The 23,916-nt window shown below is 66.1% G+C and carries 30 protein-coding genes; 2 read left to right on the top strand and 28 right to left on the bottom strand.

Annotated features, from left to right (window positions below; genetic code table 11):
- From DI526_RS03515 to DI526_RS03455, 13 genes are all read right to left on the bottom strand, one after another.
- A complete protein-coding gene (locus tag DI526_RS03515; protein ID WP_304274076.1) occupies positions 1–237 on the bottom strand; it encodes a hypothetical protein in 237 nt (78 codons plus the stop codon).
- A gap of 127 nt (positions 238–364) precedes the next feature.
- Positions 365–889 carry a hypothetical protein gene (locus DI526_RS03510; RefSeq protein ID WP_304274073.1) on the bottom strand — a complete coding sequence of 175 codons (525 nt, stop codon included), beginning with the start codon at positions 887–889 and terminating at the stop codon, positions 365–367.
- A gap of 170 nt (positions 890–1,059) precedes the next feature.
- A complete protein-coding gene (locus tag DI526_RS03505) occupies positions 1,060–1,488 on the bottom strand; it encodes an N-acetylmuramoyl-L-alanine amidase (RefSeq protein WP_304274072.1) in 429 nt (142 codons plus the stop codon).
- 49 nt (positions 1,489–1,537) lie between these two features.
- Positions 1,538–1,849 carry a hypothetical protein gene (locus tag DI526_RS03500; RefSeq protein WP_304274070.1) on the bottom strand — a complete coding sequence of 104 codons (312 nt, stop codon included), beginning with the start codon at positions 1,847–1,849 and terminating at the stop codon, positions 1,538–1,540.
- Positions 1,846–2,214, bottom strand: coding sequence for a hypothetical protein (locus DI526_RS03495; protein WP_304274069.1), 369 nt, complete (start codon positions 2,212–2,214; stop codon positions 1,846–1,848). Before DI526_RS03495 ends, DI526_RS03500 begins: the two co-directional genes overlap by 4 nt.
- A 75-nt stretch (positions 2,215–2,289) precedes the next feature.
- A complete protein-coding gene (locus tag DI526_RS03490; protein WP_304274067.1) occupies positions 2,290–4,536 on the bottom strand; it encodes an SGNH/GDSL hydrolase family protein in 2,247 nt (748 codons plus the stop codon).
- Between the two features lie 15 nt (positions 4,537–4,551).
- Positions 4,552–4,977 carry a hypothetical protein gene (locus DI526_RS03485; RefSeq protein WP_304274065.1) on the bottom strand — a complete coding sequence of 142 codons (426 nt, stop codon included), beginning with the start codon at positions 4,975–4,977 and terminating at the stop codon, positions 4,552–4,554.
- Positions 4,978–5,026: 49 nt separating this feature from the next.
- Positions 5,027–5,338 carry a hypothetical protein gene (locus tag DI526_RS03480; RefSeq protein WP_304274064.1) on the bottom strand — a complete coding sequence of 104 codons (312 nt, stop codon included), beginning with the start codon at positions 5,336–5,338 and terminating at the stop codon, positions 5,027–5,029.
- Between the two features lie 9 nt (positions 5,339–5,347).
- On the bottom strand, positions 5,348–6,280 hold the full coding sequence (locus DI526_RS03475) for a hypothetical protein (RefSeq protein WP_304274062.1): 933 nt from the start codon (positions 6,278–6,280) through the stop codon (positions 5,348–5,350).
- Between the two features lie 3 nt (positions 6,281–6,283).
- Positions 6,284–7,447, bottom strand: coding sequence for a hypothetical protein (locus DI526_RS03470; protein WP_304274061.1), 1,164 nt, complete (start codon positions 7,445–7,447; stop codon positions 6,284–6,286).
- A 2-nt stretch (positions 7,448–7,449) separates the two neighbouring features.
- Positions 7,450–10,533, bottom strand: a complete 3,084-nt coding sequence (locus DI526_RS03465; protein ID WP_304274059.1) for a phage tail length tape measure family protein — start codon at positions 10,531–10,533, stop codon at positions 7,450–7,452.
- Between the two features lie 310 nt (positions 10,534–10,843).
- Positions 10,844–11,686, bottom strand: coding sequence for a hypothetical protein (locus DI526_RS03460; RefSeq protein WP_304274058.1), 843 nt, complete (start codon positions 11,684–11,686; stop codon positions 10,844–10,846).
- 276 nt (positions 11,687–11,962) lie between these two features.
- Positions 11,963–12,646 carry a hypothetical protein gene (locus DI526_RS03455; protein ID WP_304274057.1) on the bottom strand — a complete coding sequence of 228 codons (684 nt, stop codon included), beginning with the start codon at positions 12,644–12,646 and terminating at the stop codon, positions 11,963–11,965.
- An 80-nt stretch (positions 12,647–12,726) separates the two neighbouring features.
- Here DI526_RS03455 and DI526_RS03450 point away from each other — a divergent pair, with 80 nt between their 5' ends.
- The gene (locus DI526_RS03450; protein WP_304274056.1) at positions 12,727–12,954 is read left to right on the top strand and encodes a hypothetical protein; all 228 of its coding nucleotides are present in this window, start codon (positions 12,727–12,729) and stop codon (positions 12,952–12,954) included.
- Here DI526_RS03450 and DI526_RS03445 read toward each other — a convergent pair.
- A complete protein-coding gene (locus DI526_RS03445) occupies positions 12,951–13,334 on the bottom strand; it encodes a hypothetical protein (RefSeq protein WP_304274054.1) in 384 nt (127 codons plus the stop codon). The genes DI526_RS03450 and DI526_RS03445 overlap by 4 nt on opposite strands.
- 45 nt (positions 13,335–13,379) lie before the next feature.
- Here DI526_RS03445 and DI526_RS03440 point away from each other — a divergent pair, with 45 nt between their 5' ends.
- Positions 13,380–13,589 (top strand): hypothetical protein, encoded by a 210-nt coding sequence (locus tag DI526_RS03440; RefSeq protein ID WP_304274052.1) that lies wholly within the window; start codon positions 13,380–13,382, stop codon positions 13,587–13,589.
- Here DI526_RS03440 and DI526_RS03435 read toward each other — a convergent pair.
- The 14 genes from DI526_RS03435 to DI526_RS03370 all read right to left on the bottom strand — a co-directional run bounded on the left by DI526_RS03435 (position 13,586) and on the right by DI526_RS03370 (position 23,754).
- On the bottom strand, positions 13,586–13,960 hold the full coding sequence (locus DI526_RS03435) for a hypothetical protein (RefSeq protein WP_304274050.1): 375 nt from the start codon (positions 13,958–13,960) through the stop codon (positions 13,586–13,588). The two genes, DI526_RS03440 and DI526_RS03435, sit on opposite strands and share 4 nt — an antisense overlap.
- Before the next feature lie 26 nt (positions 13,961–13,986).
- The gene (locus tag DI526_RS03430) at positions 13,987–14,412 is read right to left on the bottom strand and encodes a hypothetical protein (protein WP_304274048.1); all 426 of its coding nucleotides are present in this window, start codon (positions 14,410–14,412) and stop codon (positions 13,987–13,989) included.
- Between the two features lie 120 nt (positions 14,413–14,532).
- Positions 14,533–15,741, bottom strand: a complete 1,209-nt coding sequence (locus tag DI526_RS03425) for a phage tail tube protein (protein WP_304274045.1) — start codon at positions 15,739–15,741, stop codon at positions 14,533–14,535.
- A gap of 79 nt (positions 15,742–15,820) precedes the next feature.
- Positions 15,821–16,228 carry a phage tail terminator-like protein gene (locus DI526_RS03420; protein WP_304274043.1) on the bottom strand — a complete coding sequence of 136 codons (408 nt, stop codon included), beginning with the start codon at positions 16,226–16,228 and terminating at the stop codon, positions 15,821–15,823.
- Positions 16,228–16,614: a hypothetical protein gene (locus DI526_RS03415; RefSeq protein WP_304274041.1), complete on the bottom strand. Its 387-nt coding sequence runs from the start codon at positions 16,612–16,614 to the stop codon at positions 16,228–16,230. Before DI526_RS03415 ends, DI526_RS03420 begins: the two co-directional genes overlap by 1 nt.
- 74 nt (positions 16,615–16,688) lie before the next feature.
- Positions 16,689–17,105, bottom strand: a complete 417-nt coding sequence (locus DI526_RS03410) for a hypothetical protein (protein WP_304274039.1) — start codon at positions 17,103–17,105, stop codon at positions 16,689–16,691.
- Positions 17,102–17,593, bottom strand: a complete 492-nt coding sequence (locus tag DI526_RS03405; RefSeq protein WP_304274037.1) for a DnaT-like ssDNA-binding protein — start codon at positions 17,591–17,593, stop codon at positions 17,102–17,104. The genes DI526_RS03410 and DI526_RS03405 overlap by 4 nt, the downstream gene beginning before the upstream one ends.
- A 4-nt stretch (positions 17,594–17,597) precedes the next feature.
- Entirely contained in the window at positions 17,598–17,930 is a 333-nt protein-coding gene (locus tag DI526_RS03400; protein ID WP_304274035.1) for a hypothetical protein, read from the bottom strand.
- Between the two features lie 51 nt (positions 17,931–17,981).
- Complete coding sequence (locus DI526_RS03395) at positions 17,982–19,046, bottom strand: major capsid protein (RefSeq protein WP_304274033.1); 1,065 nt, start codon at positions 19,044–19,046, stop codon at positions 17,982–17,984.
- Positions 19,047–19,058: 12 nt separating this feature from the next.
- A complete protein-coding gene (locus DI526_RS03390) occupies positions 19,059–19,508 on the bottom strand; it encodes a hypothetical protein (RefSeq protein WP_304274031.1) in 450 nt (149 codons plus the stop codon).
- Positions 19,509–19,511: 3 nt separating this feature from the next.
- On the bottom strand, positions 19,512–20,648 hold the full coding sequence (locus DI526_RS03385; RefSeq protein WP_304274029.1) for a hypothetical protein: 1,137 nt from the start codon (positions 20,646–20,648) through the stop codon (positions 19,512–19,514).
- Positions 20,649–20,662: 14 nt separating this feature from the next.
- Positions 20,663–22,066, bottom strand: a complete 1,404-nt coding sequence (locus DI526_RS03380) for an anti-CBASS protein Acb1 family protein (RefSeq protein ID WP_304274027.1) — start codon at positions 22,064–22,066, stop codon at positions 20,663–20,665.
- A gap of 9 nt (positions 22,067–22,075) precedes the next feature.
- Complete coding sequence (locus tag DI526_RS03375) at positions 22,076–23,332, bottom strand: phage terminase large subunit (protein WP_304274025.1); 1,257 nt, start codon at positions 23,330–23,332, stop codon at positions 22,076–22,078.
- On the bottom strand, positions 23,332–23,754 hold the full coding sequence (locus tag DI526_RS03370; protein WP_304274023.1) for a hypothetical protein: 423 nt from the start codon (positions 23,752–23,754) through the stop codon (positions 23,332–23,334). Before DI526_RS03370 ends, DI526_RS03375 begins: the two co-directional genes overlap by 1 nt.
- Positions 23,755–23,916 lie beyond the last annotated feature (162 nt).

The following is a 23,916-nucleotide window of genomic DNA, read 5'->3' as shown; positions in this document are numbered from 1 at the left end:
CTATCGCGTCGACGGCGGGCCGTCCCACGGCCGAACCCACAGCAGGCTTATCGACACGCTGATCGCGGCGACCGCGGCGAACGCCACAGGAGTCGGACGCCGGCCCATCAGCGAAAGCGCGGCCAGCAGCATCAGGCCGACCAGGGCGGCGACCAGCACGACCCCGACCGCGCCCATGATCAGCCGCTCTCGCCGCGTCAGCGGCTGCTCTCCCCCGTCCGGCCATTTGCCGCTCATGCCCGCGCCCCTTCGGTTCTCCCGCCTGGACCATAGCAAAAAGCCCCGCCAGCGCGAGCCGGCGGGGCTTTGTCGTTGTGCGCTCGAGCCCGCGAGCGGGCGAGCGGTCAGGCGTCAGGCCGAGGCGTCAGGTTTCGGGCGGCGGGAGGCGGGCGAGCAAGCCCGCGATGGCCCGGTCGGCGTCCTCGCGCGAGGCCTTCAGCCGTTCCGACGGCGCGGCGGGCGCGCCGACCAGATGCAGCCTGCCGGCATAGACTTGCCCGGCGCCGCGCGCGACCGACAGGGCGAACCGGATTCGCGGGCTCGCGGTCATCGGGACGGCCTCGCCCAGCGCGCCGAACGCCTTGTCGATCAGCCCGCCGGGATCGCCGCTGCGGGCGTCGAACACCACCCGCGCCTCGTCCAGGGCGTCCGCGGCCTTGCGCACCGCCTTGGCCAGCTTTGCCTCGTCGACGCCGGCGTCGGGATCGTCGACCGCGATGGCGATCGAGCTGGCCAGCACGGCGACCGCCGTTTCGAAATTGGCCGCCGCGGCGTCGACGCCGGGCGCGGTCACGGCCTGGGCGATGTCGTCTTTCGACGGCAGCGCCACGCACGCGGTCAGGATCGCCGCCACGCCCAACAGGGCGAGGCACGACATTAGGGATTTCATGGGAGCCTCCAGCACGGGAGATTTGCCGGCGACCGGCCGGCGCGGTTGATAAGGCGCAGATGCGCGGGAACCATTCCCCAACGAGGGCGTTTTCCGATCGACCGCCAAACGCCCCCCGACTGACGGCGGTCAATAGGCCCCGGCTCGTGACAGGCCGGGGCCTCTTCACGTCAACCCAGCGACTTCAGCCACGGCGCAACGTCGAAGCTCGGGCAGGCCTTGGCCACGCCCGGCCAATCCCGGTGACCGCGCACGATCAGGTTCGGCACGCGCTCGCGGTAGTCGTGGACGATCTGCGCCAGGGCGGCGCGCTGCAGGTCGGTGCGGGTGTCCTTGGGCGTCTTGCCGTCCTTGGCCAGGCCGCCGACGTAGCAGACGCCGATATTGCCGCTGTTGGCCTTGGCGACGTGCGCGCCCTTGACCGTGTCGGGCAGACGGCGATGGATCTCGCCGTCCAGCGTGACGATCAGGTGATAGCTTTCTTGGCCGAAGCGGTCGATGTCCCAGCGGGCGATATCGTCGGGCGAGACGTCGCGGCCTTCCGGCGTGGCGGCGCAGTGAATAGTCAGGAACCGGATCGGTCCCAGCGGTGCATTCATGGCGATGTCCTTGATTGGGGCGGCGAACCAGTTTCGCGCGCCGCGCCGCTCAGCGGCGAAGGTCGGCGCCGTGGCGCGCCGGCCGGTGCTTGATCAGCCAGGCCAGCAGGGCGAAGCCGCCAAGTGCGAAGATCACAACCGCGCAGATGGTGACGGGCGTGATGACGGCGGCCGGGTAGCGCATGGCCACAAAGCCGGCCGCCAGCCAGAACACCGCCAGCAGGTGCAGGACCTGGCGAAGCCAGACGGGCGCGTTGCGCCAGCCCTTGGCGTCGACACCAAGCAGGAACGCCGACATGAGGAACGTCCCGACTGCGACCATCGCCAGTCCGACGCTCAGGACGTGGAGAAAGCCGCTCATGGCGTCACTCCCACTTTGCCCTTCAGCCAGGCAAAGACGCGAGCCCGCGCGTCCGGATTGGCGATCAGCAGCACCGTCAGGCTGGCCAGCAGCGCCACGGCGGTAAGCTGGTCGACCTTGAAGCCGATCTTGATCGGAACCAGGCCAAGCGCCCAATTGACCAGATCGGCCGCCCAGGGCGCGGCGATCGGCGCGGCGAAGGTGACCGCCAGGACGGTGAGGATCTTCTCGCACGCCACCTGAATGACCTTGCGTCGTCCGGGCGGCGGCTCGCCGAAGATAAAGGCCACCATCGCGAAACCGGCCCAGAGGGCGGACACGATGAGGCCCACGGCCGCTGCGTGCAGCCGGTGCTTGTCGTCCATGGCGGACCGTCTCCTTGAGGATGATGAAATGTGTTGGGGCCCGGCGCGGCGAGACGCCGGCCGGGCCCTGCTCGTCTAGTTCGACGTCTTCGACAGCGCCTTGAGCGGCGAGACCAGGGCAGGACCGGCCTTCTCGTAGCCGAGATAGGTTTGCCCGGCCGTGGTCGGGTGGGTGTTGTCGACGTCCATATAGAGGGCGTCGTTACCGGCGTTCTGCCAGCCTTGGTTGTCGATATAGATCACGCCCGGATCGTTCTGCCCGGCCGCCAGGGTCGCCGCCTGTGTGGCGTCGTAATAGGTCGATCCGGTCGGATCGCCCTTGCCGCGCCAGGGACCGAACACCAGGATCAGGGCGTTCGGATAGTCGGCCCGCATCGCCGCGATTTCGGCCGTCACGGCCGCCTGCAGCAGGGCGGCCGAGGTCGCCGTGCCGCCGTCGCCGCCCGCCGTCCGGTTAAGCCAGTCGTTGATCGGCGTGGCGATGACGATGACGTCGGGCGTCCCAATCCGCTTGGGATCGTTGCGCCGCTCGATGTACTTGCGGGTCGTCCCGTTGACCAGGAAGCCCGTGCCGCCGTTGGCGGCCGTGACGACGTTTTCCCAGCCCCAGTATTCGCCCATCTTGAAGGGCCAGGCGCCGCCCATGATGACGGTGCCGCTGGTTTCAGAGCCCAGGTTGCTGCTGGCCCCGCCCCCCAGCGCGCCGGCGGCGTAGCTCTCGCCGATGAAATAAGCGGTGATCGAGCCGGCCGGGAAGGCGCCCGACGTGATGGAGCCGCCGGCGTTGACGTTCAGCCCGCGGAAATAGACGTCCTTGTCGAACCAGATCTCACAGACACGGGTCGCCGACGTGCCGAAATCCCACTTCTGATAGAAGATGTTCGACGAATCCGGGATGACGCGCTTTCCGGTGTCGGCCCATTTGCCGTCGCACTTCAGGCGCGTGCCCTGGCCGTTCTGGAAGGTGCCGACCGCCAGGTCGAAGGCGGATCCGGTGACGGTGAAGCGGATGCCCCAGCCGTTGTTCGCCGTCTGCGAGGCGGAAAGGTTTGCCTGCGAGATATATTGGCCGGTCGCCCCGCTGGTCGCGCTGCGCTTGCCGCCTCGATCGACGAGGATCGGGTTCGGCGTGGAGGCCGTGATGCTGCCCGACGCCACATCCTGCTGGATGCTGACGAGATAGGTCCCGCGATTGCCCGGCGCGTCTCCGTTCGACGTGGAGATCTGCGCCAGGATATGGGTTCCGGTCGTCGTGCCGTTGCCCGAAAGACCGACACCACCGACCAGGGTGTTCGCGCCGGAGAACATGTTGGTGACGATCAGGACGTTGCCGAGCGCCTTGATCGCGGTCGACGCCACGCTCTGGGACTTGTCGACCTGATAGGTGCCGTTTCCATTGTCCTTGGCGATCAGGGTTCCGGCCGTGACGCCGGAGCCAGACAGCACCTGGCCGACCGCCCAGGATCCGGTGATCGTTCCGCCCGGCGTGAAGACATAGCCGCTGATCGTCGACGCCGTGGACGTCGCCGCCGCCGGGATAGAGCCCGTGACGACCGCCGTGCTGCTCAGGGTCGCCAGCACGTTCGGCGCCGTGGTCGCCGCACCGGTCAGCGTCGAAACGGCGTTGGCCGCGCCGATGCTGTAGGTCGGCGGGCTGGCCATCTGCCCGATCGGCTGCGCCGACGCTTGCTTGCTCAGCAGCGCGCGGGCCAGGGTGGCGAAGGGACCGGGAACCACCAGGCTTTCGGCCGCCGCTTCGATCCGGCGCTCGATATCCAGCGTCGCGCCAGCGACGGTGTTCAGCGAGCCGCCGCTGGTCTGATTGACGACCAGGCCGACATTCTCGCCTTGGATCAGCACGACTGTCGCCGACAGCGAGATCGTCACCGGATTAGCCGCCGAAGCGTCCAGCGTGACGGCCTTGTGGACTTTGGTCACAGCGCCTGAGGCGTTGACCGAGACGATCTTGGCCGCACGCGCGCCCGTACCGTTCGTGGCGAACGACACGGTGCCCCGCACGGCATAGACGCCGTCGGTCGGGATCGTTACGAACGCCGGCGAGCTGCTGACGGTCAAGTTCGCCGGGTTGATCGTGGTCTTGTTGAGCGAGACAAGGGTGTCGGTCGCCGTCGCCAAAGGCTGGGCCGCTGTCGCCGTCACCGAGACGATCGGCGGCCGGGCGGCGTAGACCGCTGCCCCGCGCGCCATGGGATCAATGGCCTGGGCAAACGCGGGCGTGACCCCACCCACGCCGATCACGATCGCCATGGCCAGGGTGAGCAGGCGTGCGAAGACGCCGGGCTTGTTCCGGTGGATGCTCATGATGAGATGCTCGGCTTATTGGCTGATACGATAGTTGATCGAGCCGCTCGTCAGGCTTGTCGCCCGGAGCCGGTAGTAGACGTTGTTCTCCGGCTCGACGGTAATTTCACTGATGGGCGTGCCGGAGTAGGTCCAGGAATAGAATTGGACCCCCGCGGCATAGATGCCCGACCAGGTCACGCCCTTGTCGAAGGAGCGCTCGAGGACGACCGTTCCGACGCCGACGCCGGAAAGCGTGACGTTGAACCCCTGCCCCCGGACCGGGATTGCGTAGTTGCTTTCGCTCCCCGCGCCGCTAGTCGCGGATAGGATGCCGGTCGTGTAGGGCGTCCCATTCGCGAACGGGACGACACCAGCAACCGCCGGGGCCGAAATGGCATAGAAAGTCGCGCAGAGCAGCGCGCAGGCGACCAGCGCCGCCCGCTTAAGCAGGTTCTTCATGGGTTGCTCCATGTCTGATGGCTTGGCCGATCGGCCTAGCGTGGCGGCCTTACGGCGCGGTGACGGTGTCGATTTCGGCCGGGGTCAGTCCCAGGCCTTGTTCACCAAGGAAAGCGATCAAACCATCGTCGTCGGCGTAGACGTTGGGCCAATCGGGCGTGAACCAGCGGGCCCAAGCCACCGGGTCGGCGTCCAGCCCGGCCTTGACCTGGGCGGCCTTGCCCATCGCGATCAGCCGTCCGGTGACGGTTGACTTCGGCAGCAGGCGACGCGGCGGCGGAACCAGGATCGCCTCCGCCTCTTCCGCAGTCAGCTCGCGCAGGATCGGTTCGCCGTCGGCGCCGGTGGAAAGGTCCAGCATGGTCAGCTCCTAGATCAGGCGCGGCGTGATCACGCCGCCGGAAAAGGCCGTACCGCCGGCGGAGAACCGGACGTGCGTGACCGCCCCGCCCGATCGGCGCCACACGACAGCACCGCCGGTGCCGTTGGCCTTGATCCACCCCGACGCGGCCAAGTAGTCGATCACCTCGAACAGCATCGTCCAGGCGCTTAGACCGCCGGCCGACGTGATCTGGCCGGGCGTGCCGAACGTCGCGCCGTTGTCGGTGCTGAACGCGGCGTAGAGTTGCCCCGTGGTCGCGATCGTCACGGCGTTCAAATCGAAATTGACGTTGGCCAGGTTGTTCGGCAGCGGGCCGAACGTGATCGTCGTCGGCGATCCAGAAATGGTCTGGGCGGCCAGGGGCGAGGACCACGGCACGTTGATCCCCGCGTCGCCCTTGTCGCCCGTCCGGCTGTAAGACCAGATCAGCACGTCGCCGTCCGCAAACGGATTGGCGACCGAGGTCACGCCGTTCTGCAGGACGAGCGCGCGGTAGCCGGTCGGCGAAGTCGCCGAGGTCAGCTCGAAGGACAGGAACTTGGTCGGGTCGCCCGACAGCGCCAGGCGGAACTCGCCCTTGATGGCGCTGGTCCCCAGGCCTAGCCGCGCCACAAGGTTGGTCACGTCGATGCCGTTCGCGTCGGTCAGGTCGATATACGCCGCCGTCGCCGAGGCCTGGGTCGCGTTGTTCAGGCGCAGCAGTCCCGCGCCCGGATCGGCCGCCGTGGTCGTGGTGCTGAACCGAACCACGCCCGCGACGCCGTTGGGACCGGCGGCGGCGGCTAGGTAGGGAATGAGCGCGTTCAGCTGGGGCGGAAGCGCCTGCATCCACTCCAGGAACGTCATCATTTCCGGGTCCCACAGGGCGGGGCGGCTGAACGACGGCGCGGTCGGCGCGGTCGTGATCGCGGGGGTCGGCATGGGTCAATACTCCTCGGCCACAAGCGTAAGGAGGCCGTGGTCAGGCTGTGAGAGATCCGGCTCAAAGGTCGTGGCCAGGCCCAGGATCAGGGCGGCGGGGAAGTAGGAATGGGCGTCGTCGTCGATCCCGGACCAAACGCAGATCAAGCCGTTGGAGCGGTCCGCCAGATCCAGCAAGTTCGGCGTATTTTCCTTGTCGAACATGATCGACATGGATGCGGTCGGAACATTGCGCTGGCGCTTGGGAGCGTTTGGCGTGCCGTCGGTTCGACGATCGAACTTCGTGAAGTTCTTGAACGGCCGCTTGGCGCCGTACTGGGTCTTCCCCATGTATTCCGGATTGCCGATCACCACCTCGCCGATGCCGACTTGGCCCGTCGACTTGGTCAGGGTCACCTCGATCACGGGGTTGGAGTACAGCGGCAGGTCGATGCGCTGGGCGTCCTTGCGCCGGGTCCATGGCTTGAAACAGAAATCGGTCGGCGTGAACGTCTTGCGCGTCCACAGCTGCGAGGTCACGTCATAGACCGTCACACCGCCGACCTTAACCACCACCCGCGCGGTTTCGGCGTCCATTTCGCCCAGGAAGATCGAGCGGATGCGCTGGCCCGGCGTCAGCTGGAAGGTCATGGGCGAGACACCCCAGGTCACGCTGGGCCGATAAAGGTCGATCATGCTCCACAGGTTGGTCGGGCCGACGTCGTACCAGTTGGTTCCATCGTCGATCGCGGGCGGATTGCCGGTGTTGGTCGTCAGCTTGACGCTCTGATAGGTGCGATGGATCGAGGCCTTGGCCGTGTGCGCGCCCGAACCGGCGCTGGACGTTGCGATCGGCGCGCCGCCGACCACCTCAGCCAACTGAAAAGCGTCGGCCGAGCGGTTGACCACGTAATAGATCCGCCCCGCCGTCAGGCCGGTCGGCAAGGCGCCAGCCGTCGACAGGATCACTGGCGTCCCGTTCGGCAGACCGTTGGCGGTCCATGTCACCACGGCAGGCGCGCCGTTGCTGATCGTCACCGTCGTGGTCGGCGCGCCCAGGATGACCTTTTCACCCGTGGCGTAGCCGGTGAGGCTGTTCCAGACCTGTTCGCCAGGGCTGGGCTCGGCCACCGACGCGGCGGTCAGCACCGCCTCGGTGATCGGGATAGGGATGGTGCATGTCGCCATTATCAGACCTGCTCGACCGCTAGAGTGCCGTGGCGCAATTGGTCGCGAGAGGCCTCGCTGGCGTCGGCGCCGCGCGCGGCCTCCGCGCGAAGTTGGGCGACTTCCTGACGAAGCGCTCGGAGTTCCGAGACCAAGCCAGCAGTGCCATTGTCGTTGCCGGCCGTGGGCTGAGCGACTATGGGAGCCGCCATATCCGACGCGGAGATCGTAGGCGTCGGGGCGATCGAGAACGACGACGCCCCCGGCAGAAGGCCCTGCGCCTCAAGACCCCGGAACAGGCTGGCGATGCCGTCCCGCGCGCCGGCCTGCTGGTTGGCCACGCCCAGGGTCGCCGACCTCACCAAAGCGCGGTCCAACTGATAGGCCAGACTGTCGCCGTTCAGCGCGGCCGAGGCCGACAGGAACCGCTCGCTGATCTGCTGGTCCGCGCCCCGCGACGACACAAAGGCGGCCTTGGCCTGGGCGTAGGACGCCGCCGCCGTCGCCTCGTCGGCCAGCCCCAAGCTATCGGCGAAGGACCGCAGGCTCTTCTCAAGATCCTCCGAGGCCTTAATCGCCACGCCGAACACGTCGCTCACGGCCTGAGCGGCGGAGGCTTGCGCCTCCAGCGCCTTGGTCGCTTGGTCCGTCAAATAGGTCGACAGGCGCTGCTGTTCAGCCCAAGCGGCGGAGGCTTGCGCCATGGCGTCCTGGTCGGCCTTAGCCGCCTCCGCCGACGCGGTCGCAGCGTCCTGCAGCCCATAGAGCTTGTCGATCAGGTCGCCGAGGGCGGGATCGAGCGCGACAGCTTCGGCGCGTTCCTTGGCGCGCGCTTTCAACAGCAGGTCCGCCGAAGACAGCGTCAGCTTGTCGATCTCGTCCTGAATGGACTGGCGCTTGGCTTCTACCGCCGCCGCCTGTTCCGCCGCCTTCGCAGCGGCCGAGGCAGCGTCCTCCAGGGCGTAGAGCTGCTTTTGCGTCTCCGCCAGGGACGGCGAAAGGGCCGTGAGCCGCGCCAGTTCCTTGTCGCGCTCCTTGGCGACGGCCTCGAGCTCCTTGCCCTGGGCTCGCAGGAGGGCGACGTCGAGCGAGAACGCGGTGTCGGCGATCGTCTGCTGGCGCTGGGCTTCTTCGGCCGCAGCCTGGGCGGCGGCTTGCTGGCGGGCCTTCTTCTTCTTGGAAGACGAGCCAAACAGTCCGCCAAGGCCACCAACTACCGCGCCGATCCCTAGAGCGGCCCAGCCAACAGGGCCAGAGACAACGCCAAGGGTCGTGAGGGCGCTCGCAGCGCTCAGACCGGCGAGGGCGCCAGAGCCCGCGCCGGCCAGCACGTTGCCACCCGTGCCGCCGACCGCGCTGCCCACCCCCTGCGCAAGCATCGCCGCCGCTGCGAACTTGTCCTGCGAGGTCTTGGCGTTCTTGAAGGCGGTTTCGACCTTGGCCAGCACATTGACCAAGCCGGCGAAGGCCGAGACCCAGTCGTTCTCGTTGATCGCGTAGGCGAGGTCTTCGAAGTCGTAGCGCAGGTCGCGCACCGCTTTGGCTTGCTCTTCAAGCTCGGAGGCCAGGTTCTCAAGGTCACTCGGGATACGGATCGCCTCCAGGGTGCGGTCCAAGTCCTGGGTGGCGGCATTGAGGTCACGGGTTCGCTTCTCCGTCGCCTGGATGACGTCGGCCATGTAGGGCCAGACCTCGTCCGTCGCCTTGAGCAGCTTCGACTCGTCGAACGGCTTGAGGCCGGCGAGCTCCTTGACTTGCTCCTTCGTCTTCTTGCCGAGATCGCCGAGCGCGGCGCGGCCTTCGTCCGCCCAGCCCTTGAGGTCCTTGTTCAGAACATCAGTAAGCGCGGCTTCGAGCTCCTTCATGGCGCTCTTGGCGGCACCGATGTCATTGGAGATGTTTCGGTCGCTCTCGCCACCGGTCCAGAGCGACAGGAGGTCGCCGCCGATGCGGTTTCCGAGCTTCTCGGCGATGCGCGCCGGCGTCCACTGCCCAGTGAGTGCCGATCGGCGGCCTTCGGTCGAGCGCTCCTCCAGCTTGGCGATCTTCTCGGACAGGGCGACGCGCTGCGCCATCAGGCCGTTGACGGTGGCGGTCTTCGCCGCAGCCGCGAAGTCGTAGAGCTTTACCGCTGCGTCGCCGACCTCTCCGGCGAAGCTCTTGATGCCGAAGGCCGCGCCGAGCGACTCCTGGCCGAACGTCCCCGCGCCGAGGCTGGCCTCCTTCATGGTCTCTCGGGCGTTGGCGATGGCGGCGTTGGCCTCGTTGGTCGCGGCCTCCAGGTCTTTCATCGCCTGCTGGGTCTTCTTGATTTCGGTCCAGACGCCATAGGCGGCGAGCGCGACGCCGCCGAGGATCGCTCCCGTACCAATGAGCGGAGCGAACTTCTTGACCATGTCCACGGCGACAGCCGCGACACTGCCCAACGCCGACTTTAGAGAAACGCCTTGGGTCCTGGCCTCTGCGAAGACCTCGCCAATCTGCGCACCCTGCTGGATCGCTACCATCCACACCGGTTGTCCGGAGGCGATCGAGACGCCAACATCCGTGAATTGGCGACCCAGGTTCAGCAGCTGATAGCTCTGGAGCTTCGCTCCATTCGCGGCCCCAGCGTGCGCCTTTTCAAGCGTGGCCAGCTTACCCTTTAGCCCGTCGACGATCTTGCTCTGGTCGCCCTGGAGCTTCGATGCCTGTTCAATCTGCCTATTGGTCTTCAGTATCTCCGCGCCAACCGGATCAAAGGCGCGGGTCAGCGCTTCGACTTGCTTGGTGGCTTTTTCGATCTGCCGCTCGTAGGCCTCGACCGTCTTGGCGTTCTGCAACAGCATCTTCGCAGTCGCGTCTTGGCTATGTCGGAAACTGCCGTCCTGATCGGTGAACCGGCCCAGCGCGTCGCGAGCCTGACCGTAAACCGCGATCAGCGGGCGCAGAGATTGCTCGACCCGGCCCGTCGCCGCACCGGCGGTGCTGGCGGCCTGCCCCGCGCGACCAAAGGCCGCGTCTACGTCGCTAGCCGCCTTGGTCAGGCGCTCAAGCTGTTGAGCTGCCGTCGTCGCGTCTTTCGCGCGAATTTCCATGTTCAGGACGGCCAATGTCGCTTCGGTCATGATGGCCTCCTTTCACGCATGCCAAGCGCCCGCGCGATGGCGGGCGAAGCTTCAGCAATGTTGGAATTGGCGCTCCAGCGCCTGATAAAAACGGGCTCGCGGTTGTAGAGACCGTCCGCCCTTCCGGCTTAGTTCATCCGATCAATGAAGACCGGCAGTTCCCACTCGTAGGCCTCAGTCAGGGCACTGTCGAACGAGCTGGGGTCGGTGACGTAGAGCGCGGCGCCTTGGTCACAGACCCAAGCGACCCACCAGAGATCAGCACCGACCGGTTGGACTGAGACATGTTCAGGACGCATCTGAACGACTGTCATTGGCCCTGGTTCCGCTTAGGCACCACGAGGCGAAGGATGCCCTGGCCGTTGTACTTGGCGAGGTGGTCGGCGATCAGACCAGCACAGCGTTCGCGGATGAACCAGGTCGCTTTTGGCCGGTCGAACAGCCAAGTCTTGCTGTGAGCGCACTGATAAGCGTCGATCTTGTTCTGAACGCAGTACGCCATCAGGCGGTTAAAGACCTTGCGCTGGAGGCTGCGTCGGCCCTTCGGCGGCACCTTCTCATCTTCCAGCAGTTGACGGATCGAGACCTTGTCGATGACGGCGCGGCGAGGGTCTTCGGCGAGCTTCTGCGCCACCAGCAGCGGCAGAGCCTCGGTGAGCGCGTCCGCGATCTCCTTGTGAACGATCGCCTTCACGATACCGCCGATCACCTTGCGGTCGGGCTGGTCGAGAGCCGCTGGCGCTTGGCCGCGCCGGAGGGCAACGAAGGTGGTGATCAGTGCGCGTCGCACGAGCGAAGCGGCCGGAGCGTTCGAGACGGCTGCCAGCATCAGCGACTGTTCTTCGCTCAGGTAGTACTCCGTGGTGGGTCGGCCGCCCTTCGGTCCGGAGGTTTGCTTCACGGCGAAGCAAACCCCGTAACCATCAAGCTCCGCACGGTGGCGTTCGATCAAATTGCGAATGTTGCGCGGGCGGTCGAAGCCGAGGCGTTCGGCCAAGTCGAGGTCGCGGACGCGGGGTTCATCGTTCAGGACGGTGACGGCGAATGGCGAGACCGTGATCTCGTTCGCCGGCGCTTGGGTCACGCCCGGTTGGGCGCGGTGCTGGTAGTTCCTCGTCTGTTCGTCCGCCTTGACGGGACGGGGGTTGGCCATCATAGCCTCCCTTGCTGGTCACCAGCGGCCGCAAACCGCTGGCTGGAGCGAGGAGGCCACGGCGACAGCTTCCTAGGGCAGGGCGCCGTGGCTTCCGACCTGCGTCTTGCACCGCAGGCATCACCGGTAACTCGACGTTTTGCGGCCGCCGAACCGGAGATCTCGTTGGCTCGTCGCGTCGCGCGACCAGGGCCTTTCCTGCTACCAACACGATGTTCATACCGAACGCGAATTTTCGGACCAAAGCAGGCGTCCGGTTCTGACGTTGGTTATTCTTCACGCGCCTGAGATGGCTTTGATGTCCGCCAAGAGCGCACGGGCCCAGCCGGTCTCATAGCTGCTGAGCTGGTCGCCGAATTCCCACGTTCCCGCCAGCTCGGCCTTTCGCTTCAAACCCTCGACGGTCTTGGCGCGGCAGGTCTGGACGGCGGCGATGGCGGCTTCCTCTTCAGCGATGATGGCCTCCAGCTTGACGTTAGCTGCCTCTACGCCAAGCGAGCTTTGAAGGGCGTTCAGGTAGGCATCGCGCTCCTCTAGCGCCGTAACCACCTCCGCGCATCGGTTCCGCGAGGTGGCGTTGAAGATGCCCTTGGTGTCCACGAACAGCTTGTCGTTGCGGGCCAGGGCCTCGCGGCACGCCGGGAGGTCGTCGACGCGGAAATAGCTGCTCTCGCCATCATCCACGGGAAGGCCGGCCGACCAGTCGGACATGCGGCGCTTCTTCAGCACCGCGGGCTCCTCCCCCTTGGCCTTATCGAACTTCTGAACCGCAGCCCACCAGACCTCGTCGGCGGCTTCCATGCGCGCGCGAACGCCGGTCAGCGTGTCGATCAAGCGATGCAGCTCGGCATCCGCGGATGGCGCCGCAATGGTGACCGCCGGCGCGGCAATCGCCGCAACAGCAAGGCCGGCTCCAAAAATGGCGCGGCGTGTGGTACAGGCGTTCTTAGCCTGGGACATCGCGAGTTCCTTTCGCGTTTCTCTGGTTAGGGGCGGTTGGGCGCGCCAACGCTCTTCCGCTCCGACCTGTTTGTGGTACCATGGTTGCCATGACCGTGCAACCACAATTACGTAAGAAGCCCGGCCCGCCGGCCACCGGCAAGGGCACCCCGGTTCAAGTTCGACTGCAGCCCAACATCCTTGCTGATGTCGACGCGTGGATTGATCAGCAGCCCGACCCGAAGCCGTCACGGCCTGAAGCCGTGCGGCGCCTGGCTACCGAAGGGCTGATCAGCTGGGGCGTCCGCGATCCTGCGAAAAATGCTTAGAACACATCACAGGGGTGTTCGGGACGGCTCCAAATCGCCTTACCTGGCTTCTGATCGCCCAAGTATGCAGATCCGGACATGACGAGAAAGCGCTCGGGCCCACCATACGCGCCGAAGCTATTCTTCGCGTTCACGCGGCCGCAGACGCGTTCCTGCGCACCGTTTCCTAGAACGCGAACGTCTGAGAACTGGGCGCTGAACGGGTCCTTCAGCCGCGCCTTCAAGATTGTCTCGGCTCGCTCGATGGCCTCTGCCTGGGCGGCAGCCGCCTCCCTCATAGGCCGTTCGCGCTCAAGCTTTTGGAAATGCAGCACTACGAAGAGCAGCACCCACACCGCAACGGCGATGATCGCCAGCGCCCTAGTCGAAAGCCACTGCATGACCCCTCCCCTCAAAGCGGCAACGCTACCGTGACGCGAGAACCGATGGAAGAGGATGACGAGTTCGCCGACGGCGTGATGTACGCCTGTCCGTCATGCGGCCATCAGGACTGGTACCACCCCGAAATGCACTCACCTTCTGGTAGAAGCCGCTGCGCCGAGTGCAACACGGACCTCGGCCCCTGGGATAAGCTGCGCGACCGGCTCTTTACCGGCCGCGCAATGCTTTCTGCAACGCTTGCGAAGAAGGTCTAGGCCTCTTCTACCGGTTGCCCGTCGCCGCCCGCCTTGCTGCTGCCAGCGGGCGCGTTCGCGGTTCTATATTCGTGGTCAAGTCGCAGCAGAGCGCGACGCTCCCAGGCCTCCAGCCGGACCATCTCGTCCCGCTCCCATTGCGCGATCTCAAGACGTGAAATCGGGCTTAGGGCCATTCCGTTGACCGGCCTGGTGGCCGCCAGCCCGGTGGCCGGCTCGACGTAATAGCGCCAGATGTGCGCCGCCAGTTCGGGCAACGGTGGTGGGTTCGCCAGTCGATGGCGGGCGTCGGCGGCCTGTTGATCATGTCCGCGAGACATCATCTCGAGGTGATCGCGAAGGGGCGCGCCGTCCTGCTGGCGCGCGCCCAAGGCGAATTGCTCTCGTGCGAAGGTGATCAGCTCTCCGACGAGGCGCTGGTAAAATTTCCGAGGTCGTTCGACGCCGCCGTGACCTGCTCGGAGATGCGAGCGCTTCGGCTGACCAGTCGGTAGGCGGCTTCGGCCGAGAACGGCGCCTTCAGGTTCCATCCGACCACGCGGACAGCGGTGAGGCGGTGGCCGAACGAAATATCGTCCTCGACCGGGGTGAAGTCCAACGGTTCGCCCTTCGCTACGGCGGCGGCTTGCGCCTTGCGCTTCCGGCGATCGTTGACGAGGCGGTTGACCTCCATCTGGACCACTTCCGATTGGCTGCCGAGGATGTCCAGCACCAGGCCGTCTTCGGTGCCATCGGCGTTCAGGATGGCGAGCTGATACGGCTTATCGCTGGCGGCGACCTCGTCGTAGAACGAGGGGTCGCGGTCGAGCATATTCTTGGTCATGAGGTGGTGTCCTGAAAAGGACGCCCAGGCGCGACCTGGGCGCTGAAGTTGAGGGAGGGGATTGCCGCTGAAAGCCCAGCGGCGAGGCAACCGGCGGGAAGCCGGGTTTCGGTGCAGGCGTTAGGCCTGCGCGTCTTGGATCGAGACGATCGTCTGCCAGTTCGACAGCGCCGCGCCGCCGGTAGCGGGGATCTGGGCCGTGAAGTTGTAGGTCCGGATGATCTCGACCTCGCCGTCGTTGGCTTCGTCGGTGAAGATCTTGATCGCCGGGATGACGATGGTGATGAAGTCGGCGCCGGCCGAGGCGTCCGCAGCGACAAGCACCGCCAGCGACACCGGCACCTGAGCGTCGCGGATGGCCTGGATGGTCGTGTCCTTGAACTTTGCCGAGAACGAGCCGGAGACCGCGACGCGGCCCATCTGGTGGTCCGAGCGCGACTTGCTGCCGACTTCGGCCTCGCCGGGGTTGACGTTGCCGGTGATCGACACATTGACGCTCGTCACGGTCGTGAGGGCACCATTGAGCAAGATCAGGCCCTGGGCAGTCGCCAGGACGGGCGTCGTGGTCGCGGCCGTCGGGCTGGTCAGCACCTGCGACGTGCCGTTGACACGCGACAGGCCCGGAATGCTGAACGAGACGGTCGGATTGCCGGTCGCTGGGACGGTGATGTCCGCCTGGACGGTCTTGCAGTCGACGTAGAGCTCCGACGAGGGCACGTCGGGTTGCCAGACCTCATAGGTGTAGTAGTCGTTGGTGTGCCCCGTGGTCGGAACCCAGGCCTTCTTGCCCGGAACGGCGAGGCTGGCTCCCGTGATGCCGCTTTCGGCGACCAGGGCGACACCATTGACCGGAACGACCGTCAGCACGGTAGCGGTCATGCTCTGGACCCAGAGGTTCTTGTTCAGGTTCGCCGCATTGAACGCGCCAGCCGTCAGCCTCACCGTGTCGAACTGCTTCACACCGTCGGTCAGGAAGTTGCCGGCCGATCGGGTGATCGTGTAGGTCGGGCCCGAACCCGCCACAGCAATCGTCATGCCCGTGATCGTCGAGGTCGCGACGAAGTCCTTGCGGAGCAGGTTCGCGAACTCCGGCGCATAGGTCCCGGCCGACAGCAGGCCCTCGACTTGGCCGGTGGTGGCGTAAACACCCTCGGTGCTGCCCGTCGACTGTTGGTGGTCGACGATCTCGTTGTTCTCGAAGGTGTCGCTGACCTTGTTGAAGGTCGCCGAGGTGCGGCGGATAAGCTGGCTACCGGACGAGCCGGCCGCTCCCTTGCCGGACTGCTTCACGCGCGCGATCTTCCGCGCGATCCCTTGGGCTTGCGCCATGGATATCTCCTTGATGTTTGGATGTGCGGAGACGCTCGGCGCTTGTCCGAGATCGTCGGTTCTGGCGGCGGGTTGCCGGTCAGGTCTGGGCGGAAGCCCGGAAGTTGATGCTCACGGGCAGGACGTAGCGGCCTTGGTCGTCGTCTTGCGGCGGCAGGATCGTCGGCGTCCCGACGACCTGGACGGTGATGCCGTCCTTGGGGAAAGTGGCACCGCGGTAGAAGGTCGCTCGGATCAAGTCGGCCCGCACATAGGCGGCGGCGGGCCCCGTGTTCGGCGGGAAATGCAGGCTGACTTGGAAGATGCCGCGCTCATTGTAGGCGCGGCCGATTTCGTCATTCGCCGGCGCGGCCGGGATAATCACGGCGCGCTGATAAGGCGTTCCCACGACGGGTGTGAAGGCGGTGTTTTCCCAGGCGGTCGAAAGCGGCGGCGCAATGCCGTTCAAGGCGGTCTCAAGGGCGGCGCGGACGCTGGCGAAGCTCATCAGGCGTACTCCATCGCTGGCGGCCGACCGCCCACCTTCTTGGCCGCGATTTGCAGGATGGTGTCGAACTCATCCGCCGTAAGCCGCACCATTCCGTTCGGAGCCTGGCGCGACCAAGCGTCGACCTCTAGGCGCCAAGCGTAGGGCTTGGCGTTCGAGATGTAGAAGCGGTGGCCGAACGGGTCGGCCGGCATCCGCTCCCGGCCCTGGAGGAAGAAGCTGTTGGTCTGCGTCGTGGTGGTTCGGTCGATCGAGTCGACGCCAAGGTTCCAGTTCGATCGGAATTGGCCGGGGACGTAGCCGTCCGGCGCCTTGCCCCGTTTCCACGTCTCAGGCATCCCGATCGGCGACCGGCCGATGATGCGTTCGGCGGCCTCGTCAACCACGGCTCCCGGCATGGCGCGGGCGCGGGAGAGAAAGCCGTCGCAGGCCGTCGCTACCGTGTCTGCGAAGCCCCCCACTACGAAGCCCCCCGAAGCTGCAGGGTTGCACTGATCAGGAGGCCGGCGGGGCGCTTGGGCTGGAGTGGGCCGACGACGGCCTTCACGGTTCCGTCGGCGAGCTCCAGGGTGGCTTGCAACGGCAGGTCGTCGGGCAACTGCACATCCGCCCCGGAGGTCGTGACCGGGCTCATCACGAACTCGGAGTCTCCCGCCAGGATGGTCGTTCCGTTGACGCGGTCGACCTTGATGGCCTTTTCGACGCCGCTGATCGTCTGGACCACGGGGGCGGGTGACGTCACGCCGCCCGTGGTCGGGTCATAGACGCCCGCCGGCTGATAGGTCAGCGTCGCGACCTGCCCGGCCGCATCGGGGTTGGAGCCAACCGGGGCCAGCAGGCGAATAGCCGCGGCCCGGGCCTCGCTGTAGATCGTCATCCGAGCGCCATCACTCCGAGCGCGACGGCCGGCTCTTCTAGGACGAAGGGGGCCAAGAGCCCCTCAACGGCGGGGATGACGATCTTGGCGTCGGCAGCGGCGTCGCCGGTCGAGAAATACTCGGTCTCCTTGTCGACGGCGCCTTCAACGCGGAAGCGCTCGCGCTTGACGTGAGGGTCGCGGTTCGTCGCGCCACTCAACGAGCCTGGGTTCAAGGCTTCGTGGTAGGCCGCCGCATAGGCGGCGTTGACGATCGCCACGGGGATCACATCGGAGGGGATCGCCTGACAGTTCGCGGTCGCGCCGGTACGCGGCCATGCGCGCTCCTGGGCGAAGCCGCTGGTCGGCGATCCGGGGAATTCGTGCTCATCGACATGCGCGCTTCCGCGCTGTCGGAGAGCGGCCGGCGCTGGCGCGTCACCGGGCAGGGTCAAGCCATTGTCGGCCAACCACTGGCCGAAGCCGTTATCGGAGCCATAGCCGGCCACTGTCTTAGGCCTCGCCCTTCAGGAAGTCGGCCTTTTCCTCGTCGGTCAGGGCGGCGAAGGCCTCGGCGTCGTCCTTGCGGAGCTTCTTGCCGACTTCGGCGCCACTGGCGTCGTAGATCTGGAACCACCCCGGCGAGGTCTCGCGGACGTCGTAGGGAGCGCCGCCGGCGGGCGTGGCGGCCGGGTTGGTGACGAGAACGCGCGCGCCCTCATCGCCGACCACGTCATAGCGGCCTTCGATGCTGGTGGGCTCGGCTTCCAGGCCGGCGATGACCGTGCCGATCTCGTATTCGCCGTCGGCGCCATAGACGCCACGGCCGGTGATCTTGATGTCCATGTTGGAATCTCCAGGAGGCGGCCCCGGCGCTGAGCCAGGGCCGCCGCCGCGTTAGAAGCTGACGGAGTAGCCGACGGCGGTCCGGCCGTTGTAGTCGGCGCGGATTTCCAGGCCCATCGCACCCATGACGAGGAAGTTGTAGTCGTCGGTGGGGTTCTGGCGGGCCTGGGCCGTGGTGTTCATGGCCATGCCGATCAGCGGGCGGACGTATTCGGCGCTCGGGACGAAGAAGAAGAACTCGTTGCCCGACAGCTCGAACGAGACCTCGATCTTGTTGATGCGGCGGTTCGTCAGCAGGTACTGGAGCAGCGTGCCGTTCTTGTAGCCCGACGAGCCCGAATAGGAGCGGTCGAAGCTACGGCCCATATCCGGCGAGATGTAGAGATTGACGGCGCCGGTGATGAAGTTGTCGTCGAGCAGCTTGCCCAGCTTCTGAGTGAAGAAGTTGTCGATCGCGTCGCAGGTGGTCGCGATCGCCGTCAGGTCGATGTTGTTGCCGCTGGCGCCGACGTTGATGGCCTTCGACAGCGGATTGGTCCGGATGCCGTAGGTCTTGTAGCCCTTCACCGAGATATTCGGGTCGCCGTCCAGGACGTACTTGGCCTGGTCGCGCTTGAGCTTGGCGGTCGTGGCCTCCTGGTCGTCCGACAGAGCGTCGAAGTTCTCGCTCTGCAGGGTGTTCCATTCGCGCCATTCCCGGCCATAGCCGTCCGAGAAGATCGGAACCGGCGTACCCCGGTAGGTGTAGACCGTCTTGTCCATCGCGGTCGGCACCTTGCCGCTCATCGAGCGAACGACCGGGTTGTTGGTGTCCGAGGCGACGCGGGTCAGGTGGACCAGCTTGCCGATGTCGACGGCCTTCGCCAGCGGCATCAGGTCGGCCATCCAGGCTTGGCCTTCGTCCGAACGCATGACGCGGCGGGTGATGGTGTCCATCTCCAGCCAGGCGTCACGCGGCAGGACGCCGGCAGAGTTGGCGACGACGCCGTTGGCGCGCATGACCTGGGCCATGGCGGTTTCGGTGTGGTGGAACCAGGCGCGGTGAGCGCTCAGCTCTTTCCACCAGTTGGCGTGCTGGCGCGAGTTGGCGACCAGTTGCGAGTCGAAATAGCGCATGTCCGGCCCTCCTTACGGCACGGTGCCCTGGGCCGGACGGACCAGGACGAGTTGGGTGGAGCCGGAGGTGTTGTTGTAGGTCTCCTCGGCCCAGAAAAGGATCTGGTGGCCCGAGGTCGCGCCCTTCACGAGCACGCCCGAACCGTTGGAGACCAGGGCGTCACCCTTGGCGAGGTTCTGGCCGGTGGCGACGCGCACATAGAAGAGCAGGTCGCCATGCGGGATGAGGCCGACGCCGGTGTCGTTGGCGGCGATCTGGGTATCGACGTCTTCGCAGGCCAGGTAGTTGTCCTGGAGGACGCGATAGCGGCCGCGGCCGCCGGCGGTGGCGTGAGCGACCCACTTGCCCGAGGACAGGACGACGAGTTGGCCGGGGGTCAGGGAGACGTTGCAGGGCGCTTCTTCGACCTGCACGTCGACTTCACCGGGCGGGCCCGCGAAGATCTTGTTGTAGCGGGGCATGGGTTACTTCTCCCCTTCCGGCAGCTTGAAGGCGCCTTCGTCGGTGTTGGCCTGGAAGCCGCCGTTCAGCGGGGCGGCCGAGCCGGTCTTGACGTTGGCGGCCAAGGTGCGAAGGGCTGGCAGCGGCACGAGGGCGGCGGCGGCTTCGTCCAGCACGTTGGCCTTGATGACCTTGTCGGTCAGTTCCTTGCGCTCGGCCTCGTCCTTGGCCTTCTGCTGGGCGGCGTTGGCTTCGAGCTGCTCGTTGAGCGGCTTGAGCGCGTTGGCGATCGCCGTGGCGACGGTGTCGCCGATCTTGCCGACGCTTTCCGAGAGGCCCTTCACCTCGGCGGAAAGCGCGTCGAACTGCTCTTTCGTCGGAGCGGTCATGTCGTCTTCCTGTTGGTTGGTGGTGGTTGCCCGCTCGGGAAGGCCGAAGGCCTTCATGGCGGCGGAGCGAATTCGCTCGAGGAGAGGCAGGCGGGCCTGCTGCTCCAGAGCTCGGGCGAGGGAGTCCACCGCCCAATCCAGATCGCGCTCAGCCATGTCGGCGAGCGCTGAGTTGATGACCTCAATTTCCTCGGGCTGGCCTTGGGCGTTGACCATCATGCCGACGCCCTGGTCGGGAGTGGCCGCGCCGGGCTCATCGAGGAGGATGGCGTCGTGGTCGAAATCAAGGTCGCGCCCCACGAACTTGTGGGCGACGTCGCCTGAGACGGCTTCGAGGTTGCAGTAGATGCCGGTCGAGGTGTGGACCGGCTCGCCCTTGTCGATCGCGGCCAGGACGCGCTTGCCACGCTCGCTCTGGTTGGCGATCTCGACGTCGATGACCTTGTCCAGCAGGACGCGCTTCTTGCCGTCGGAGCCCTGCTCCTGGCGCACGTTCATGTTGAAAGCCCCGATGTAGCCTAGGTTCAGGCCTTCGGGATCCAGGGCGGAGATGAACTTGCCGTTGACGTTCGGGTGCCCCAGCGGGGCCGGGGTGCGCTCCAGGGTCTTGAACCCCTTCGCGATCTCGGCGGCCGGATAGAGGATCGAGTTCATCACCACGTCGTCAGGCATGGTGGCGCTGGGGACGATGACGACGTCCCGGCCGTTCAACTTCTCACGGCGGATCGCGCCCGCTGCGTTGCAGCGGACGTGGACGAGAACGTGTTTCATGGGGCGCTCCTAGGCTAGGCCGCCTGGGCTGCCGGGTCGGCCGCCGGATCGGTGGGGTTGGCCGGGTCGGTCTGGCCTGGCTCGGTCGTTGTGGTCGTGACCTTCTCGACCTTGGCTTCAGTGGGGCTCAGCGGCTCCATGCCGACGGCGCCGCGCATGTCAGCGCCGGTGAAGACGATCTCACCGTTGGCCGTCGCCATCTTGGCGTTGGCGTCCGCCATCTTCACGACGCGGTCCATTTTCTGTTCGGGCGAGGCGTCACCAAGATCCGCCCAATCCAAGTGCCAATCCCGCACGGGGATGATGTTGAAGCGCTCAAGGCGGCGGATCAGCGTCTTGATGGCCGGGACGACGATGTTGGCCCGGCGGGACATGTTGGTCCGGGCCCACTCGCCGGCGTCTTCAGTGCTGGCCCGCTCTCCGCTCTGAGACCCGACGAGGATCTTCAGTGGCATCTTGAACTTCGCCGCGATGCCCTGGACCGGGAGAAGGAAGAACTGCTCGGGCGAGGCCGGGAGGGTGACGGTCATGGGCTTGGCCGTCATGCCCTGGAGCATGAGGACTTTGTCGAAGCCCTTTTGGAAGTCCTCGACCTGGGCGTTCATCTTGTCGGCCAGTTCGTCCGGCGAGACGCCCATGGCTTTCGCCATGTCGCTGATCTTGGCCTCTTTATCGACCTCGAGATATGGCGACGACTTGGCGTTCTTCCAGAAGCCCTCGGCTCCGCCGCCCCTCACCTTCTCGGCGTCGAGCAGATCGTTGACGCAGGCCTCCAGAGGGGCCCGGCCGTTTAGCGTACCATCCTCCGACCAGATGATGACCCGGTCGGGGTGAATGATCAGGTTGCGAGGCTGCTTGACGCCCTCCACCGCGGACTCCGCGAAGGCGTACATGATCGGCTCGCCGAAGGTGGGCGACTTGTCGTCGGTGTCCCACTGGTTGACGGAGAGCTGGCCTTCCCAAGCCGGGATCAGCTCGACCAGGGCGTCCAGTCCGCCCGACACGGCATCGACTGGCTGGTCGAACGCCTTGTTGTCCGCGATGCGGAGGATGACGCCGGCATAGCGGCCGACGAGGCTGCGGCGGTCGGCCTCGGCGAGGCGCTGCCAGAGGCGGAGGTCGTCGAACTTCTGGCGGATCAGCGCCTCGCGGCGCGTCTCGGGCTTGCCCTTCTTCGCTCCGTCGCGGGCGAATTCCTGGAGGAGTGGGTTGGTCTCCCAGGTCTTCAGCACAGTCTTGTCGACCGCCGCGTTCGCCAGGCTGTTCCGGGTATAGGTCGCGTACAGGAGCTTGAACGTGACGTCATCCGGATAGCCGAAGTCGGCGTAGTGGTTGTGCTTAGCCCCGTCGAAGTAGCCCGGGAACATCGTCGCCAGGCGCCGCGTCACCGCGTTGGTCATGAAGTCGAGCATCGACATGTCGACCTCCTAGCCCGCCGAGTTTCGGTTCTTTCGGCTCAGGAACATCGCCACCCGGCTTTGCTCCTGGACGTTCAGCTCAGTTACCGCCCACACGAGGGCATCCATTCGGTTCGGCGACTGGCCGCCCTGGTAGCCCGCTGGCGTGGTCGCAAGCAGCTCTGCCTCCATCAGCGGGAATTGCTCACGGTGGAAGATGCGGCCTTGGTCGTAGAGGCCCGCGACCGGCTCAGCCCGGACGTGCTTGCCACGGCTGGCCGAGACCATCTTGACGCGGGTGTTGACGCCGCCGACGCGCAAGGTGCTCTCGACCATATCGCCGCCGAAGTTCTTCTCGGCCACCACGCAGTCAGCGCCCCAACGGTCCACGGCTTTCGCCACCTGGATCGCCCAGGCGTGGGGGCTCTTAGCCGGACAGGTCGCGTCCTCGAGGACAATCGCTCCGTCGGCGTACTCTGCGGCGACGACGATACCGACATCGTCGCCACCACCAGACGGGTCTACACCGACGACGACCCGCCCCCAGCCATCCTCTACGTGGCGCCCAGCCAGCCAGGCAGCGTCCAAACCCTCTCGGTTGAAGATGCCCCCCTCGATCGAGGGCCGATAGGCGCCGAGCCAGATCCACAGCGCCCGAAGCCGGTTCTTCCTGAAGTCGAGCTCCATCTGTTCGCGGAGTGCTTCGGGGAAGTGCGGGTTTTGGTCATAGTTGATCTTGCGGACGATCGCCTTGCGGGGCTTGACCGGACCGCGGAAGAAGACGTCGATTGCGTCCGTCGCGAGTGACGGGTTCCAGATGGCCCAAAGTTCGGAAATGTCCGTCCGAAGGACAGTCGGGATGAGGACGTCGAGCGAGTCCTGGGTTGCCTCTTGCGCCTCCTCCAGAATGGTGAGGCCTGCGCCTTCCAGCGACTTGATCCCTTCGGGCTTCCCGCCCTTCCAGAGACCGATGAACATGATCTTCTGGCCGTCTCGGCCAACGAAGGTGCCGTCAACCTCGCGGAAGTAGGCGCCGGGAACATCAAGCAGGCCGTAGAACTTGAGCCGGCTCCTCACCAGCTCCAACGACGACTCCTTGAGGTTCGCCATGATCTGGCGGAGGAACACCACGCGCAGGCCAGGCGTCGTCACCGCACAGAAGATCGCAGCGTTGACGAACTCCCAAGACTTCGCCGAGCCCCGGCCACCGAACGCGGCCCGGAAACGGTAGGAGCCCAGCGGCTTCTCGGTCAGAAACCGGAAAGCCGGGATCGGCTCATACCGCATCAGTCGGTCTCGTAGTCCTCGTCGCTCGGCGCGGCGGCCTCGCCCCCCTTGGTCACGTAGGTGACAGTCACGGGGCCGAGGCCTTCATGCTTGGTCTTGTCGACCACCAGGCCGTTGAGCTTCGCTGCATCCATCAGCGCCGCGCGGGCGGCCTGCAGCATGGGGGCCTCGGTCGACTTCTCAGCCACCTCGGCGATGGCAAGCAGGCGATCGGTGATGCCGGCGACCGTGATTTCGGCGCGGGTGGCCGCCTTCCCCTGGATCTCGTTGACCCGAGCGACGACGCTTTCATTTGCTTTCAGGCGAGCCGCGTTGCCGCGGTTCTCCTTGTAACCGGCTGCAACATAGGCCGAGTCTGCGGTTTCCCCCTTGGCGAGCTCTTGAGCGAAGCGCTCGTGACGGGAATTGGAAAGGACGGGCATGTGTCCCTCCGGCGGCTTGAGGCCAGGGCCTCTATCGTCCAATCCGCGCCAGCCTTTGGCGTACCGCATCACATGGGCGGATCGGGTGAAGGGGGTTCGCGCCAGGCCCGCCTCTATCGAGGACCTGCTGTAGGGTGTGACGGCGGCGCGAAGCTGGCTCCC

This window comes from Caulobacter segnis, assembly GCF_003243465.1.
Classification (GTDB): Bacteria; Pseudomonadota; Alphaproteobacteria; order Caulobacterales; family Caulobacteraceae; genus Caulobacter; species Caulobacter segnis_A.
Note: the sequence above shows the minus strand (reverse complement) of the source record. Positions and strands in the feature narration are given on the sequence as shown.

Coding starts and splice junctions, on each gene's coding strand:
- DI526_RS03385 (WP_304274029.1), bottom strand. CDS start 20,648: ATGAAACACGTTCTCGTCCACGTCCGCTGCAACGCAGCGGGCGCGATC.
- DI526_RS03450 (WP_304274056.1), top strand. CDS start 12,727: ATGGTTGCCATGACCGTGCAACCACAATTACGTAAGAAGCCCGGCCCG.
- DI526_RS03490 (WP_304274067.1), bottom strand. CDS start 4,536: ATGAGCATCCACCGGAACAAGCCCGGCGTCTTCGCACGCCTGCTCACC.
- DI526_RS03420 (WP_304274043.1), bottom strand. CDS start 16,228: ATGAGCTTCGCCAGCGTCCGCGCCGCCCTTGAGACCGCCTTGAACGGC.
- DI526_RS03475 (WP_304274062.1), bottom strand. CDS start 6,280: ATGCCGACCCCCGCGATCACGACCGCGCCGACCGCGCCGTCGTTCAGC.
- DI526_RS03425 (WP_304274045.1), bottom strand. CDS start 15,741: ATGGCGCAAGCCCAAGGGATCGCGCGGAAGATCGCGCGCGTGAAGCAG.
- DI526_RS03430 (WP_304274048.1), bottom strand. CDS start 14,412: ATGACCAAGAATATGCTCGACCGCGACCCCTCGTTCTACGACGAGGTC.
- DI526_RS03505 (WP_304274072.1), bottom strand. CDS start 1,488: ATGAATGCACCGCTGGGACCGATCCGGTTCCTGACTATTCACTGCGCC.
- DI526_RS03470 (WP_304274061.1), bottom strand. CDS start 7,447: ATGGCGACATGCACCATCCCTATCCCGATCACCGAGGCGGTGCTGACC.
- DI526_RS03395 (WP_304274033.1), bottom strand. CDS start 19,046: ATGCGCTATTTCGACTCGCAACTGGTCGCCAACTCGCGCCAGCACGCC.
- DI526_RS03370 (WP_304274023.1), bottom strand. CDS start 23,754: ATGCCCGTCCTTTCCAATTCCCGTCACGAGCGCTTCGCTCAAGAGCTC.
- DI526_RS03455 (WP_304274057.1), bottom strand. CDS start 12,646: ATGTCCCAGGCTAAGAACGCCTGTACCACACGCCGCGCCATTTTTGGA.
- DI526_RS03380 (WP_304274027.1), bottom strand. CDS start 22,066: ATGTCGATGCTCGACTTCATGACCAACGCGGTGACGCGGCGCCTGGCG.
- DI526_RS03515 (WP_304274076.1), bottom strand. CDS start 237: ATGAGCGGCAAATGGCCGGACGGGGGAGAGCAGCCGCTGACGCGGCGA.
- DI526_RS03445 (WP_304274054.1), bottom strand. CDS start 13,334: ATGCAGTGGCTTTCGACTAGGGCGCTGGCGATCATCGCCGTTGCGGTG.
- DI526_RS03375 (WP_304274025.1), bottom strand. CDS start 23,332: ATGCGGTATGAGCCGATCCCGGCTTTCCGGTTTCTGACCGAGAAGCCG.
- DI526_RS03480 (WP_304274064.1), bottom strand. CDS start 5,338: ATGCTGGACCTTTCCACCGGCGCCGACGGCGAACCGATCCTGCGCGAG.
- DI526_RS03485 (WP_304274065.1), bottom strand. CDS start 4,977: ATGAAGAACCTGCTTAAGCGGGCGGCGCTGGTCGCCTGCGCGCTGCTC.
- DI526_RS03460 (WP_304274058.1), bottom strand. CDS start 11,686: ATGGCCAACCCCCGTCCCGTCAAGGCGGACGAACAGACGAGGAACTAC.
- DI526_RS03465 (WP_304274059.1), bottom strand. CDS start 10,533: ATGACCGAAGCGACATTGGCCGTCCTGAACATGGAAATTCGCGCGAAA.
- DI526_RS03400 (WP_304274035.1), bottom strand. CDS start 17,930: ATGGACATCAAGATCACCGGCCGTGGCGTCTATGGCGCCGACGGCGAA.
- DI526_RS03440 (WP_304274052.1), top strand. CDS start 13,380: ATGGAAGAGGATGACGAGTTCGCCGACGGCGTGATGTACGCCTGTCCG.
- DI526_RS03410 (WP_304274039.1), bottom strand. CDS start 17,105: ATGACGATCTACAGCGAGGCCCGGGCCGCGGCTATTCGCCTGCTGGCC.
- DI526_RS03390 (WP_304274031.1), bottom strand. CDS start 19,508: ATGCCCCGCTACAACAAGATCTTCGCGGGCCCGCCCGGTGAAGTCGAC.
- DI526_RS03495 (WP_304274069.1), bottom strand. CDS start 2,214: ATGGACGACAAGCACCGGCTGCACGCAGCGGCCGTGGGCCTCATCGTG.
- DI526_RS03510 (WP_304274073.1), bottom strand. CDS start 889: ATGAAATCCCTAATGTCGTGCCTCGCCCTGTTGGGCGTGGCGGCGATC.
- DI526_RS03500 (WP_304274070.1), bottom strand. CDS start 1,849: ATGAGCGGCTTTCTCCACGTCCTGAGCGTCGGACTGGCGATGGTCGCA.